Origin of the sequence: Pseudomonas helleri (genome assembly GCF_001043025.1) — a bacterium.
GTDB classification, from domain to species: domain Bacteria; phylum Pseudomonadota; class Gammaproteobacteria; order Pseudomonadales; family Pseudomonadaceae; genus Aquipseudomonas; species Aquipseudomonas helleri.
In genome coordinates, this window is the sequence record NZ_JYLD01000008.1 from 224,077 (window position 1) to 238,552 (window position 14,476).

The window sequence follows — 14,476 nt, forward strand, 5'->3', positions numbered from 1 at the left end:
GCGTCACTCGATGTTCACCGTCATACCGTCAAGAACGCTATAGAATGCCGCCCCGTGTGGTTCTGGCTATGCTTCTGGCACCGGGGCGTGTTGTATGTGCAGCACGTGACCGCCAGTGCAGCAAAAAGAACCTGTCAGCTTCCCGAATGCGAGTAGAACACCCCAGAAATGAGCAGCCATGGCGCAACACCTCAGGCAAATTGGCAACCTGTCATCGCATTGGCGCTGGCCGCCTTTGTGTTCAATACCACTGAATTTGTTCCCGTCGGCTTGCTGAGTGCCATTGGCGCCAGCTTCGACATGACCACCGCCAGCGTCGGGCTGATGCTGACGATTTACGCGTGGGTGGTCTCCCTGACCTCGCTGCCGATCATGCTGCTGACGCGCAACGTCGAGCGCCGAAAGCTGCTGCTGTCGTTGTTCGGCATCTTTATCGTCAGCCACTTGCTGTCCAGCGTCGCGACTCATTTCGGCATTTTGCTGCTCAGCCGGATTGGCGTGGCCTTGTCCCACGCGCTGTTTTGGTCGATCACTGCATCCCTGGCCGTGCGCATGGCCCCGGAAGGCAAGCAGGTGCAGGCATTGGGTCTGCTTGCCACCGGTACTTCGCTGGCCATGGTGCTAGGTGTGCCGCTGGGTCGTTTGCTGGGTGAGGCGATGGGCTGGCGCACCACGTTCCTGGTGATCGCCGGGTTGGCGTCCTTGTTGGTGCTGTGGCTGTTCAAGACCTTGCCGCTGCTGCCGAGCCAGAACTCGGGGTCGCTGAGAAGCTTGCCGGTATTGTTCAGGCGGCCTGCGCTGGTGGCGGTTTACGTGCTGACTGCGGTGGTGATCACCGCGCAATTCACGGCCTACAGCTACATCGAGCCGTTCGTGCAGAGCGTGGCGGGCATGAGCGGTACTATCGTGACCACCACCCTGTTGCTGTTCGGCGGCGCCGGGATCATTGGCTCGCTGTGCTTCAGCCTGTTCCATAAATACAACCCGCACCTGTTCCTGCTGATCGCTATCGGCTTGCTGGCGCTGTGCCTGCTCCTGCTGTTGCCGGCCAGTGGTTGGGTCGAGTCGTTGAGTGTCCTGAGCATTATCTGGGGCATGTCGATCATGGGCTTTGGTCTGGCCCTGCAATCGAAAGTGCTGACCCTGGCGCCGGATGCCACTGACGTGGCCATGGCGATGTTCTCGGGCATCTACAACATCGGTATCGGCGGCGGTGCGCTGCTGGGCAGTTGGGTCGGCAGCCACTTGGGTTTCTCGTACATCGGTTTGATCGGCGGCACGCTGGCCGGCTTGGCCCTGGCCGCCTACACATGGACGATGTACCGGGTTGCCCGTTCAGAAGCCGCGAATGCCCCTTAATGCGCTTGAACTGAGTGGCGGGGCCGCAGGGCTAGCATCACCGCAGCACAGCCTGCCATCAACACGCAGGTGATGATGAACACGGCGGGCATGCCGAAATGCCCGCCGACAAAGCCGCCGGTCAATGGCCCGAGCACCTGGCCGATGTACTGGCAGGACGTTGAGTAGCCGAGCATGTGCCCGGCGACTTTGTCGGGCACAGAGTGGCGAATGATCGCGGCGATCCCTGGCAGTAACCCGCCCAGCGCCAACCCCATCAGAAAACGCAGCCCCACCAGCTGCCACTCATTGGTCACGAACGCCTGAGGAATCAGCAGCAGGGCGGCGACGCTCATGCACCCCGTGACGACTTTCCAGTGGCCAATGCGATCGGCCAATTTACCCACCCGCGATGCCGACAAAACGCTGGCCAGCGCGGTGGCGGACATGACCACGCCCGCCATCAGGGTGACATCCTGGGTGTGCAACTGGATCAAGTACACGGTGATGATGGGTTCAATGGACATGATCGCGAACATCATCAGGCCCGCCACGACAAACATGGTCATGACCGGGCGTTTGTCCGCGATTGCGCTCCACGCGCTGGCCGCTGTGGCTTTAGGCGTACCGGCGGCAGGCTTGCGGCGGGGCACTTCTTTCATCAGGAACAACGTGGCGAGGAAGGTGATAAAGATCAGGCCGCCGGCGAGAAAGAAGGTGTTGCGGATACCCACCAACGGCGGGAGCAGCCCTCCAATCAGCGGCCCGGTGAGGTTACCGGCCATGATCCCCGACGCCAGCATGCCCAGCGCCCAACCCGAGCGCGCTTTGGGCGTTTGCGTGGCCACCAGGATGGTTGCCCCCGACGCGTAGCCTCCGAGCAAACCGGCCAACAGCCGCAAGCCGACCAGTTGGTAAATGTTTTCGGCCAGACCAATCAATGACATGGCGATGGCCATGCCCAGGCTTGCGCGAATCAGCATCAACTTGCGCCCGTAACGATCCCCCAGGCGGCCCCACAACGGTGCCGTCAGGGCTGCCGTCAAAAACGTTGCGCCAAAGGCGATGCCAGACCACTGCACGATAGCCGCCGGATCGCTGACCCCAAGCTGCTCGACGTACAACGGCAGAAAGGGCAGCAACAGGGTCATGGCAATAATCGTGGTGAACGCGCCGAACACACTGACAGCCAGGTTGCGCTGCCAGTTGACCTCGACAGGAGGTTCATCCAGCGGGTTCGAGTGTGCTTGGCTGGTCATGGCGGTGCCCGGTAATGGAGGTCAGGTGAAGATAAAGAAAGGCATGCCATAAATAAAATTCATGTTTTTTATAGACTGGATTCCGTATTGGAATAAATGCACGCGCAACCCTTTTTGTAGGAGCGAGCTTGTCTCGCGATCTTTTAAAAGATCAAAAGATCGCGAGGCAAGCTCGCTCCTACAGTTTCGAGGGGTTACAGAGCTTGCAGCACGTAACGCAGCGAGGCGGGCAGGGTTTCGCCGTGACTCATGCCATCGAAGGTGTGGTAGTCAACGGTGAGTCCTGGCAGGCCGTTCAATTGGCTTTTGAGCGTTTGCATGCGCTGATCCGGTTGCCCGACGCTCGGCCCGCGCGGGTTGCCGGGTTCGGCAGTGCCGCGCATCAACAGCAGGTGCGGTTGATGGCCTTTGAGGCGTTGCTTGAAGCCCGCATCTATATTCACGTCGGTCCACCACAGTGACGGGCTGGCCGCGGCGTAGTGGGCAAACTCGCCCGGCCGGTTGAGCAGGGCGTGCAGCACCAACAGGCCGCCATACGAGTGGCCCCACAAGGTTTGCTGGTGCAGATTGATCGGCGCCTGAGCGGCAATCGCCGGGCGCATGCGCTCGCGCAGCAGGTCGAGGAAGACGTCAGCGCCGCCGCTGGGTTGCTCGGTCAGCGGGTCGGTTTGCCGGGCGGCGCTCGGTCTGCTCGGGGTGTAGTCATAGGTGCGGGCGTTGCGCTCAATACGCAGCGGCGTCTGGTAACCGATGGCCACCAGCAACGGCGCTTTTCCGTCCGCCAACGTATTGAGCAACTGAGGATGCAGCGCGCCCATTGCGGCATTACCATCGAGCATCCAGACCACCGGATAGCCGTCTTTGGGCGGTGCGCTGGCGGGGCGGCCAATCCACAGTTGGTAGTGGCGCTGGCCGTCAGCAGAGTCCAGCAGTAGCGAGCTGAAACTGTATTTGAGGTCTTTGCGCTGCAGCAGGCTGGTGTCCATGGGCTGGTCAGGCGCAGGTCGGGCCTGAGCTGCTTGCACGGGCAGGGCCAGTGCAAGCAGCAGCGCCAGAGGGAGGATCATCGTTCTCATCAGGCGATCTCGTTATGGCTCAGAACGACGCGGTCAGGCTGGTGAACAGCGTACGGCCCGGTTCGTTGTAAGTCGCGGCACCGGCGCCTTCGATATTGGCCACACCTTGGGCGTTGCCTTCGCGGTACAAGCGCTTGTCAAACAGGTTCTCGACGCCTGCGGTGATGCTCAGGTGACGGGTGATGGCGTAGGTGCCGCTGATCCCGGCGATGGCGTAAGGTGCCAGCTGGTTGTTGGACGTCCCCGTGACGCGTTCGCCGTGGTAATCGAATTTTTTCGGCGTCTGTTTACCGTACCAGGCCACGCTGGCTTGCAGCGACAGGTCTTGGGTGGCCTGCCAGTCCAGCATCGAGTTCAGGGTGTAGCGCGGGGTCACCGACAGGTAATCACCTGTTTGCTTGTTTTTCGATTGCAGCATGTAGGTGAAGTTGTTGGTCCAGGTCACTTGCGCTGACAGCGGTAGCGTCAGGGTGCCTTCAAGGCCTTCAACCAGAGCCTTGGGCACGTTTTCCCACTGATAGATCCCTGCATTGGCATATTCGCCGGTACCGCCCACGGCCTGGCCGATGGGTGACAGGCCGGATTCGATCTTGTTTTTGTAGTCGTTGCGGAAGTAGGTCAAACCTGCGACAACGCCTTCGTTGTTGTACTCAATGCCCAACTCTTTGTTGACGCTGGTTTCAGCCTTGAGGTCGGCGTTGCCTTGCAGGTAGCAACTGGTCGTTTGCCCGTAGCAACCCTGGCCGCGGCTATACAGCAGATAGTCCGGGTTCAACTGGTACAGGTTGGGTGCCTTGTAGGCTCGGGCGATACCGGCTTTAAGGGTTACGGTGTTGGTCAATTCGTGTGACAGGTTGAGCGATGGGCTCCAGTTGTTGCCCACGATGCTGTGGTGATCCAGGCGCAAGCCCGGGGTCAGCATGGTGCCGGGCAGCAGCTCGATATTGTCAGCCGCAAACAGCGAGAAAATCTGCGCCGAGGAGCTGGTGCTGCGGTTGGTGCTGGTCAAGCCCGGAACCGCGCCTCCTTCGGTGGTCAGTTGGGTGTTGGCGCTGGGGTCATCGAGTTTTTGCTGGGTCCACTCGGTGCCCAGGGTCAAGGTCTGATCCAGCCCTGCGTGCAATGGCAAGTTAAGCTCGCCATGGGCGGTCAGGTCCTTGAGCACGGCGGTGTAGAAGCCACTATTGCTGAAGATGCCTTCGGTGCCCCCGGCCAAGCCTTCGTTGATCCGCGTGTTACGGGTTTTTTCGTATTGCAGGTAAGCCATGCTGCTGCCGAAATCCCATTCACCGCGATGGGTCAGCGCATAAGTCTCGCGGTAAGTTCGGTTGGTTTCATGGCCCAGCAGGCTTTTTACGTAAGCGTTGCTGTTGGTGTTTTGCGTGTCGCCGGTATAGATGTTGCCCTGGCGGCTGAAGCCCGCTTCGAACTCCAGAGTCTGCTGCGGGGTCAGGTGCCAGCTCAGCAAGCCGTTCACGTCTTTGTTGCGCACGCCTTCACGGCCAGCGGGCAGGGTGCCGACCTGGTTGCCGGTGCGCAGCGATTCGTGGCCCTGGTTGATGTCCCAGTCATCCGGGTCGGTCTTGGCGATGTTGCCGTAAACCCGGTAACTCAGGTTATCGGTCAGCGGGCCGTTCAGGCCGAAACTCATGCGCTCGGTGGCGCCTTCATCCTTGTGGGTCGGGAAGTTGCTGTAGACCGTGGCCTCACCGTGGGTTTCAGCCCCCGGCTGTTTGGTGATGATATTGACCACACCGCCAGCAGCACCGTTGCCGTACAAGGCAGCGGCGGGACCACGCAATACCTCTATGCGTGCGACCTGATCGGCCGGCACCCAGTTGGTGTCGCCGCGGCTGTCCCGCTCACCGCGCCAGCCATAACGCACGGAGTTACGGCTGTTGACCGGCTTGCCATCCACCAGAATCAAGGTGTTTTCCGGGCCCATGCCACGGATGTCGATCTGGCGGTTGTTGCCGCGCTGGCCGCTGGTGGAGTTGCCCGTCAGGTTGACCCCCGGCATGGTGCGAATGATCTGGGACAGGTCATTGGCCGGAGGGCGCTTTTTGATGTCTTCTGCGGTAATGATCGACACACCGGGCATCTGCTTGGTTTCTTCCAGCGCAGTGGCGACGACGTTGGTGTTTTCGAGTTCCAGCGCCGCAGGCGTGGTGTCCTGAGTCGCAGCCTGAACGGAACTGGTCAGCAGCCAGCAACTGGACAACACAAAAGGGGCGAAAGGGCGCAGCGCATGTAACGACATCGGGTGATCTCCGAGACAACCAGATACAAGAAGATCACGAATGATAATGACTGCTAATTGAGAGTAAAGCGCATTAACTTTCTAAACACTTCTGGGCCGGCAGCAACAGGTGCATGCACAGACCGGTTTCGCCGTTAGTCGCCCATAAGCGCCCTTGTTGCAGCTCGATGGCGCGCTGGGCAATGGCAAGGCCCAGGCCAAACCCTTCCCCAATCGAACCTTTGAGTCGCTGATACGGCGCAAACAGGTTAAGCAGGTCTTCTTCTGCCACGCCGGGTCCCTGATCTTGCAGGCATAAATGCCAGGCATCGCCTTCGCGCCAGCCGCTGAGGGTGACGCTGCCATCTGGCGGTGAATAGCGAATGGCGTTGCGCAACAGGTTTTCCAGGGCCTGGGCCAGGCTGTCGAGGTGCACTTGCACGTAACACTCGGTGCCCAACAGGCAAGGCAAACGCTCGGCTGACCAGCCACTTTCAAAGCAGGCGTCTTCACACAAGGCTTCCCACACCGACAGCACCAGGACTGGCTCGCTGGGCAGTTGCGTGCGCTCGGTGTCCATCCAGGCCAGGTTGAGGGTGTCTTCGAGCAAGCGCTGCATGTCGTCGATTTCGCGGTCCAGTCGCTGGCGCAACTGCTGCGCCGGTAACCGGCTGTCATGGGCGATGCGCAGACGTGCCAGCGGTGTGCGCAATTCGTGACTCAGGGTACGCAACAACAAGCGCTGCTGATTCAGGCTTTGGCGCAAGCGGCTGGCCATATGTTCGAAGGCTTGAGCCAGCTCGCCCAACTCATCGCGGCGCTTGATCAACGGCAAAGGCACTTCGCTGTCCAGGTCATCTGCGCGCAAGGCATCGGCGCGATCACGCAAGCGATTGAGTGGCACCACCAGGTTTCGATACAGCAGCAGGCCGAGCAGTGCGGCGAGCAAGGTTGGCATCACGCCGTGACTGAGCACATGGGTCCACGGCGTGAGGCCGCTGGGCAACAGGCGCTCGGGCAACTGGATAACCAACTGACCTTGCTCGGGATGCGTGGGGAACGGAATGCTGACATAGGGCAGTTCGTCTTGCAGGCGTCGGCTCATGGGCCAATGCAGTTGGCGCATAAAGGTCAGCTGGCGATAAATCTCGGGCGTCAGCGGGGTGTTGCTCAAGCTTTCCAGGTGCGGCCCCAGCACCGTGACCCAGGTGTTCTCTTTGGCGGCAACTTGCCGGGTAAAGCGCTGCAGTGCGTCACGGTCCTGTTGCTGCCAAATGTCTTCGGCTTGCTGGGCATACTCGGCCAGGTAATCGCGCTCTTCAGGCGTCAGAAAGTAGGTCTGGCGTTCAGTCGACAGGCCCCAGATCCAGATGATCCAGGTCAGCAGCAAACAAAAACTGACTTGTAACAGCGCCAGCTTCCACAGCAAGGGGTGACGGCGCATCAGTGTTTTTCCGTGTCGACCAGAATATAGCCCTGGCCGCGTATCGACTGGATCTGAATATGTTGCGCGCCGATCGCCGCCAGCTTGCGCCGGACATTGCACACGTGCACGTCGAGGCCACGGTCCAGCCGTGTGTAGATACGGTGCAACACCTGTTGATATAGAAACGCCTTGCTCAAGGGTTCGCCGCCGTGTTCATGCAAAGTGAGCAGCAGCCTGAACTCCGAGCCGGTAAACCCGGCCAGTTGGCCGTTGTGCAGCACATCTTGGGCGCTCTCATCAAAGATTATTGAGCCGTGCTGACGCTCAACCGCAACTGGCTTGAACATGGCCATGCGCCGCAGCAGCGCATCGGTGCGCGCGTCCAGTTCGGCCAGGCTGAAGGGTTTGGGCAGGTAATCATCGGCACCACGGGTAAAGCCGGTGATGCGGTCCTGTTCATTGCCCAGGGCCGACATCAGCATCACCGGCACATTTTGCTGGCTGCGCAGGGCTTCGAGCAGTGACAAGCCGTCGATGCCTGGCAACATGATGTCCAGCAGTACCAGATCAAAAGGGCGTTGTTGCAGTGCGTTGAGGCCCTGAATGCCATCCGGGCAACTGGTGACGGTAAAGCCGCGCTGCAACAGATGACGTTCGAGGTCGTGGCGAAGCCGGAAATCGTCTTCGACCAACAGCAAGTGGGTGGGGCTAGGCATAGGAGAAAGGTATCAATGAGAATATTTCACATTCGCGAATATCCCACTAATACCGATGCTGTGCAATTGCTATGACGGACAGGATGACAGTTGTCATCTGTCTAGCCCGGTGGATGCACAGCGGATCTGATCAACTACAGGTCGGATTCGCACAAAAAGGGCGGTCTTGCTTCTGTTCGAATGATCCTCAACGGCCGGCCCCGCAGGCGGCTTTCAAGTGCGATCACCGACAAGGGTACCTGACATGCAAATGCCTAAAACCATCCAGATCAAGAACGGCGAAAAAGTCACCCCAACGTTCTCGGCCCAGGAGTACGCCCATCGCCAGGCCAAGCTGCGTGCCTACATGGCGCAGAACAATATCGATGCAGCGGTGTTTACCTCGTACCACAACCTCAACTATTACAGTGACTTCCTGTACTGCTCGTTTGGCCGTAACTACGCACTGGTGGTCACGCAGGACCGCGTAGTAACCATCAGCGCCAACATCGATGGCGGCCAACCCTGGCGCCGGACCATGGGCACCGACAACATCGTTTACACCGACTGGCAGCGCGACAACTACTTTGTCGCCATCCAGCAAGCGTTGCCCAAGGCCGGGCGCATCGGGATCGAGTTCGATCACATGAATTTGCTCAATCGCGACAAGCTCGCCAGCCGTTACCCGCAAGCAGAGTTTGTCGACATCGCCGCCCCCTGCATGCGCCTGCGCATGATCAAATCGGCCGAAGAACACGCGATTATTCGTCATGGTGCGCGTATCGCCGATATCGGCGGCGCGGCGGTTGTCGAAGCCTTGGCCGATCAGGTGCCGGAATACGAAGTGGCGCTGCATGCGACCCAGGCCATGGTCCGGGAAATTGCCCGCACCTTCCCGGACTCTGAGTTGATGGACAGCTGGACCTGGTTCCAGTCCGGCATCAACACCGATGGCGCACACAACCCGGTGACCACTCGCAAGGTCAACAAAGGCGACATTCTGAGCCTGAACTGCTTCCCGATGATTGCCGGATATTACACCGCGCTGGAGCGTACGTTGTTCCTGGATCATTGCTCTGACGCACACCTGCGCCTGTGGGAAGTGAACGTCAAGGTGCACGAGGCCGGGTTAAAGCTGATCAAGCCGGGCATGCGCTGCTCGGACATTGCCCGGCAGTTGAATGAGATCTTTCTGGAACACGATTTGCTGCAATATCGCACCTTTGGTTACGGCCATTCGTTTGGCACCTTGAGCCACTACTACGGGCGTGAAGCCGGGCTGGAGCTGCGTGAAGACATCGACACGGTGCTGGAGCCCGGGATGGTGGTGTCGATTGAGCCGATGATCATGATTCCCGAAGGTCGCCCCGGTGCCGGCGGCTATCGCGAACACGACATTTTGATCGTGAACGAACAGGGCGGTGAAAACATCACCCATTTCCCGTATGGCCCGCAGCACAACATCATCAAGAAATAGAACACTTTTATCCGCTGCCGCAGGCTGCGCAACCCATCGCAGCCTGCGGCAGCGACTACAAAGCCCTGCTCAACGCATGCGCGCCTTAGACGCGCAGCGTTTCTGACCCATTACCCCTGCCAACAAGAACACAATGAGGGTATTTGTCATGTCCACCGTCTCGTCCACGCTTTCCCTGACCGCCGAACAAGAGCTCGAACTCAGCAGTGAACGCAAGGCCTTGCGCCGCGCCGCCACCGCCAGTTTTCTGGGCAATTTTGTCGAGTGGTTTGATTACGCTGCGTATGGCTATCTGGCGACCATCATCGCCTTGACGTTCTTCCCGCAGACCGATGCGGCAACCGGTCTGCTGGCAACCTTCGCGGTGTTTGCGCTGTCGTTTATCGTGCGTCCCATCGGCGGGTTGGTATGGGGCCATTTTGGCGACAAATACGGGCGTCGCAGCGCCTTGGCCTGGTCGATTCTGATCATGACTGTCTCGACCTTTTGCATTGGCTTGTTGCCGGGTTACAACCACATCGGCCTGTGGGCTCCGGCGCTGCTGTTGTTGATCCGGCTGGTGCAGGGTTTTTCGGCCTCCGGTGAGTACGCGGGGGCTTCGGCGTTTTTGGCCGAGTACGCCCCTCAGGGCAAACGCGGCTTTTACACCAGCATTGTCCCGGCGAGCACCGCCGCCGGGCTGTTGTTCGGTGCGATATTTGTCGCGGGGCTGCATGCGCTCATGACCGTTGAAAACCTCCACGACTGGGGCTGGCGCTTGCCGTTCTTGCTGGCCGCGCCGTTTGGTCTGGTCGGGCGTTATATCCGCGTGAGCTTGCAGGATTCACCCAAGTTCCTGGAGATGGAAAAACGTCTGGAGGCCAAGGAATGCGCGACCCACGCGCCGATTCGCGAATTGCTCACGGTGCATCGCCGTGCAGTGGTCATCGGGATCGGCGTGACCTGCTTGAATGCCGTGGCGTTTTACCTGTTGCTCAGTTACATGCCGACCTACCTGTCGACAGAAATGGGCATGAGTGAAAGCGATTCATTTATCGCTTCTACCGTGTCTTTGGCGACCTATATCGGCTTGATCTTTCTGATGGGCAAACTGTCCGACCGATACGGCCGCAAGACCATGCTGGTGGCGGCATCGGTACTGTTTTTGCTGCTGACCTTTCCGCTGTTCGGGATGCTCGGTAACCCGTCGCTGGTGGTGATTTTGATGATTCAGATCGCTTTCGGGGCGATTCTGGCGATGAACGACGGCACCTTGCCGTGTTTCCTGGCCGAGATTTTCCCGACACGGGTGCGCTTCAGCGGTTTTGCCTTCAGCTTTAACATCGCCAATGCCGTGTTTGGCGGCACCGCGCCGTTTATCGCGACCTGGCTGATCCAGCTGACAGGCAACAAAATGGCCCCGGCCTGGTACTTGTTGGCGGCAGCCGCCGTGGCCTTGATCGCAATGCTCGCCAGCCGCGAGACCGCGTACAAGGCATTGCAGGATTAACAAAAAACGCGCGGGTTTCTGTTGGAGCGAGCTTGCCTCGCGATCTTTTAAATAGTCAAAAGATCGCGCGACAAGCTCGCTTCTACGTCTGCGGGATCAGTGCAACGCCACTTGCTTACGCTCGCCAACCGGCGAGACACCGAATAGGCGGCTGTAGCATTTGGAGAAATGCGCCGCCGAGACAAAGCCGCAGGCGAGGGCGATGTCACGCACTTGCGACTCACTGCGCAGCAACAAGGTACGGGCGCGGGCCAGACGCAGTTCCAGGTAGTACTGGCTTGGCGTGCGTTGCAGGTGTTTGTTGAACAGGCGCTCCAACTGGCGCACCGACACGTCATTGAACCGGGCCAAGTCTTCAAGGCTGACCGGTTCTTCCAGGTTGGCCTCCATAATCGCCACTACCTGGCTGAGCTTGGGCTGCGAAGTCCCCAGCTTTTGCCGTAAAGGCACGCGTTGTTGCTCTTGCGCGCCTCGGGCCCGATCGCACAACAGCAGTTCGGCAGCGTGGGCGGCGATCTCCCGGCCACCCGGTTCACGGGCGATCAATTGCAAAGTCATGTCCATGGACGCGACGCCGCCGGAACAGGTGAAGCGATCGCGGTCCATTTCGAACAACTGGTTGGAAATGATGATTCCGGGGAAGTGATCTTTGAGGGTCTCAATGTCTTCCCAGTGGATGGTGCAGCGATAGCCCTTGAGCAAGCCCGCACGGGCCAGCCAGTAACTGCCGGTACAAATGCCCCCCAGGGTGACTTTTTCGTGGGCCAGCTTGCGCAACCAGTTAAGCAAAGGCCGACTGCTGAGGTGAGACACGATCGGGTTTGAGCCCACCACCAGCAATATGTCCAGTTTTGGTGCGTCACCAATGGCGTAGTCGGGCAGGATGCGCATGCCGTTGCTGGCGGTCACCGGGTCCAGGTTGGGGGCAATGATCACCGAGCGGAACAACTCACGCCGCGCCGCCATATTGGCCATGCGCAGGGTCTCAATCGCCGAGGCAAAACCGATAGTGGTGAAGTTCGGTATCACTAAAAAACCCACGGTTTTCGCCGTGGGCACATTAATCGACGAGCCTGTAACAGGTGCTGGCATTCCAAGGTTCCTTCTTACGCTCCAGGACGCGTCTAGCGTCGGGGTTTTCGCAGTTCGTTGCAGTCCCATTTAAACAATCTGCAATGTGCTGGAGCGTAGCCAAGCATTTGTTATGCCAGCAGATGAACGTGCGTTGCGGCGTGTGGTGTGATCCGGGTCAAGTGATGTCATTTTGTTATCAGGTACAACCACCCATGAGGAGTTCATAAAAATAATGGTCCGCACCGAGGGGTCCACCCCAGGTCGGCGCCTTAAAGGAATAACGTCATGGTTTTAACCTTCCCGCGTCTGGCCATAGCCGGTCTGACGCTGATGAGTACCTTTGCAGCCTGCGCCAATGAGCCGACTCCGGCAGTTGGCAGCGCCCCCCAATCCACGCAGACCGAGCGCGGCCAGTATGTTGCCCAACTGGGTGACTGCATCGCTTGCCACACCGCTAAAGGCGCGGCGCCCATGTCTGGTGGTCTGGCGCTGAAAACCCCGATGGGGACCATTTACTCGACCAACATCACCCCTGACCGCGACACAGGTATCGGCAACTACAGCTTTGAGCAGTTTGATGAGGTGATGCGCAAAGGCGTGACCCCGAGTGGGCAACACCTGTACCCGGCCATGCCGTACCCGTCTTACGCGAAGATGAGCGAAGGCGATATGCAGGACTTGTATGCCTACCTGATGCAGGGCGTAACCCCGGTCAAAAACGCCAACCTAGAGTCTGAAATGAGCTTCCCGTTCAATCAGCGCTGGGGCCTGGCGTTGTGGAACATGATGTTCCTCGATACCCGGCCGTTTGTGCCTGACCCGGCCAGGACTGACGTGATCAACCGTGGCGCCTATCTGGTGCAAGGGCTTGGGCACTGCGGCTCATGCCATACGCCGCGCGGGCTGGCTTTCCAGGAAAAAGCCATGAGCGATGCCGGCAACAGTGGCAAGCACTACCTGGCTGGCGAGACGGTCGAGGAGTGGCAAGCGCTGAGCCTGCGTAACCTGTGGACGGTTGATGACACCGTGCAATTGCTCAAGACCGGGCAAAACCGCTTCGCCACGGTCTCGGGCAACATGGTCGATGTGATTCACCACAGCACCCAGCATTTCACCGATGCTGACCTGACGGCCATTGCCAGCTATTTGAAATCGTTGCCAGCAGGCAAGGACGAGTTGCCGATGCCCGCAGTGGCCAACGCCCCGGCGCTCGCCCCTGAGACCTTGTTCAGCACCCGTGGCGGGCTGGGTTATACGCAGTTTTGCGCCGACTGCCACCGCCCGGACGGCGGCGGGGTCAAAGGTATCTTCCCGCCCTTAAATGGCAACCCGAGCATCCTTTCGCCTAACCCGACCTCGTTGTTGCATATCACCCTGACCGGCTGGCAAACCGCGCAAACGGCGGCTCATCCACGGGTCTACACCATGCCCGGCTTCGCGAGGCTGAGCGATGCCGAAATCGCTGAAATCCTGAGCTTTGTGCGCAGCAGTTGGGGCAATGACGCCGCGGCCATCAAGCCTGCGCAAGTAGCCAAGATGCGCAAGCAACTCGATCCGCAGACCACTGATTCCAGCGCCTTTGAAACCCCGCGTCTGGCCAATTTGTTAAGCGCATCCAACGCCGATCAAGTGGTGCGCGGCATGCGTCTGCACTTGCAAACCAAGGCTTTGCTCCCGGATAACGTCGGCAATGCGCTCAATTGCACCAGTTGCCACTTGAATGCGGGCACTGTGGCGGATGGCTCGCCGTTTGTGGGCGTGTCCGCGTTCTTTCCGGGATATGCGCCGCGTGCGGGCAAGGAAATCACTCTGGAGGAGCGGATCAACGGCTGTTTCCGCCGCTCGATGGACGGCAAGCCGCTGCCGGTTGCGTCCCCTGACATGCAGGCCATGGTGGCGTATTTCGACTGGATGAAAATGAACACCGCCCCCGGCGATAAAGTGGCGGGCCGTGGCGTCGGCAAGATCGACCCGGGCATCAAGCCCAATGTCGACAACGGCAAAGTGGTGTATGTGCAGCAATGCGCCGTGTGCCACGGTGATGACGGCCAAGGCCTCAAACACGCGGATGGCAGCTATGTGTACCCGCCGTTGTGGGGCGATGAGTCGTTCAATATCGGCGCGGGCATGGCGCGTACCTACACGGCGGCGGCCTTTGTTAAGCGCAACATGCCGATCGGTTTTCACGCGAACTTTCCGTTGGGGCAGGGCGGCTTGTCAGATCAGGACGCGGTGGACGTGGCCGAGTACTTCTCGCACAAACCCCGGCCAGACTTCGTCGACAAGGCCAAGGACTGGCCCAAGGGCGGTAAACCGGTGGATGCGCGTTACTGAGTAAACCCGTGTAGGAGCGAGCTTGTCTCGCGATCTTTTAAAAGATCAAAAGATCGCGAGGCAAGCTCG

At 59.5% G+C, this 14,476-nt stretch carries 10 protein-coding genes; 4 read left to right on the forward strand and 6 right to left on the reverse strand.

What is annotated here, in order from left to right; translation table 11 throughout:
- The first annotated feature begins 168 nt into the window (after nucleotides 1-168).
- Entirely contained in the window at nucleotides 169-1,359 is a 1,191-nt protein-coding gene (locus TU84_RS15015) for a sugar transporter (RefSeq protein ID WP_048370216.1), read from the forward strand.
- On the opposite strand, the gene TU84_RS15020 is transcribed toward TU84_RS15015, so the two are convergent.
- The 5 genes from TU84_RS15020 to TU84_RS15040 all read right to left on the reverse strand — a co-directional run bounded on the left by TU84_RS15020 (nucleotide 1,356) and on the right by TU84_RS15040 (nucleotide 8,054).
- A complete protein-coding gene (locus TU84_RS15020; protein WP_048370218.1) occupies nucleotides 1,356-2,597 on the reverse strand; it encodes an MFS transporter in 1,242 nt (413 codons plus the stop codon). The two genes, TU84_RS15015 and TU84_RS15020, sit on opposite strands and share 4 nt — an antisense overlap.
- A 194-nt stretch (nucleotides 2,598-2,791) precedes the next feature.
- The gene (locus tag TU84_RS15025; RefSeq protein WP_048370219.1) at nucleotides 2,792-3,673 is read right to left on the reverse strand and encodes an alpha/beta hydrolase; all 882 of its coding nucleotides are present in this window, start codon (nucleotides 3,671-3,673) and stop codon (nucleotides 2,792-2,794) included.
- A 19-nt stretch (nucleotides 3,674-3,692) separates the two neighbouring features.
- Nucleotides 3,693-5,933, reverse strand: coding sequence for a TonB-dependent siderophore receptor (locus tag TU84_RS15030; protein ID WP_048370221.1), 2,241 nt, complete (start codon nucleotides 5,931-5,933; stop codon nucleotides 3,693-3,695).
- Nucleotides 5,934-6,006: 73 nt separating this feature from the next.
- A complete protein-coding gene (locus TU84_RS15035; protein ID WP_048370223.1) occupies nucleotides 6,007-7,356 on the reverse strand; it encodes a HAMP domain-containing sensor histidine kinase in 1,350 nt (449 codons plus the stop codon).
- Nucleotides 7,356-8,054, reverse strand: coding sequence for a response regulator transcription factor (locus TU84_RS15040; RefSeq protein ID WP_048370224.1), 699 nt, complete (start codon nucleotides 8,052-8,054; stop codon nucleotides 7,356-7,358). Before TU84_RS15040 ends, TU84_RS15035 begins: the two co-directional genes overlap by 1 nt.
- A 244-nt stretch (nucleotides 8,055-8,298) precedes the next feature.
- Between TU84_RS15040 and TU84_RS15045 the strand changes: the two genes are divergently transcribed.
- On the forward strand, nucleotides 8,299-9,510 hold the full coding sequence (locus TU84_RS15045; RefSeq protein ID WP_048370226.1) for a M24 family metallopeptidase: 1,212 nt from the start codon (nucleotides 8,299-8,301) through the stop codon (nucleotides 9,508-9,510).
- Nucleotides 9,511-9,658: 148 nt separating this feature from the next.
- Complete coding sequence (locus TU84_RS15050) at nucleotides 9,659-10,999, forward strand: MFS transporter (protein WP_048370228.1); 1,341 nt, start codon at nucleotides 9,659-9,661, stop codon at nucleotides 10,997-10,999.
- 96 nt (nucleotides 11,000-11,095) lie between these two features.
- Here the strand turns inward: TU84_RS15050 and TU84_RS15055 are convergent, their stop codons facing one another.
- Nucleotides 11,096-12,091 (reverse strand): GlxA family transcriptional regulator, encoded by a 996-nt coding sequence (locus TU84_RS15055; RefSeq protein ID WP_048370230.1) that lies wholly within the window; start codon nucleotides 12,089-12,091, stop codon nucleotides 11,096-11,098.
- 267 nt (nucleotides 12,092-12,358) lie between these two features.
- Here TU84_RS15055 and TU84_RS15060 point away from each other — a divergent pair, with 267 nt between their 5' ends.
- Nucleotides 12,359-14,407 (forward strand): c-type cytochrome, encoded by a 2,049-nt coding sequence (locus tag TU84_RS15060; protein WP_048370232.1) that lies wholly within the window; start codon nucleotides 12,359-12,361, stop codon nucleotides 14,405-14,407.
- Nucleotides 14,408-14,476: the final 69 nt, after the last annotated feature.

Bases quoted from the DNA above. Each gene is read 5' to 3' on its own strand.
- TU84_RS15015 (WP_048370216.1), top strand. From the start codon at position 169: ATGAGCAGCCATGGCGCAACACCTCAGGCAAATTGGCAACCTGTCATC.
- TU84_RS15020 (WP_048370218.1), bottom strand. From the start codon at position 2,597: ATGACCAGCCAAGCACACTCGAACCCGCTGGATGAACCTCCTGTCGAG.
- TU84_RS15025 (WP_048370219.1), bottom strand. From the start codon at position 3,673: ATGAGAACGATGATCCTCCCTCTGGCGCTGCTGCTTGCACTGGCCCTG.
- TU84_RS15030 (WP_048370221.1), bottom strand. From the start codon at position 5,933: ATGTCGTTACATGCGCTGCGCCCTTTCGCCCCTTTTGTGTTGTCCAGT.
- TU84_RS15035 (WP_048370223.1), bottom strand. From the start codon at position 7,356: ATGCGCCGTCACCCCTTGCTGTGGAAGCTGGCGCTGTTACAAGTCAGT.
- TU84_RS15040 (WP_048370224.1), bottom strand. From the start codon at position 8,054: ATGCCTAGCCCCACCCACTTGCTGTTGGTCGAAGACGATTTCCGGCTT.
- TU84_RS15045 (WP_048370226.1), top strand. From the start codon at position 8,299: ATGCAAATGCCTAAAACCATCCAGATCAAGAACGGCGAAAAAGTCACC.
- TU84_RS15050 (WP_048370228.1), top strand. From the start codon at position 9,659: ATGTCCACCGTCTCGTCCACGCTTTCCCTGACCGCCGAACAAGAGCTC.
- TU84_RS15055 (WP_048370230.1), bottom strand. From the start codon at position 12,091: ATGCCAGCACCTGTTACAGGCTCGTCGATTAATGTGCCCACGGCGAAA.
- TU84_RS15060 (WP_048370232.1), top strand. From the start codon at position 12,359: ATGGTTTTAACCTTCCCGCGTCTGGCCATAGCCGGTCTGACGCTGATG.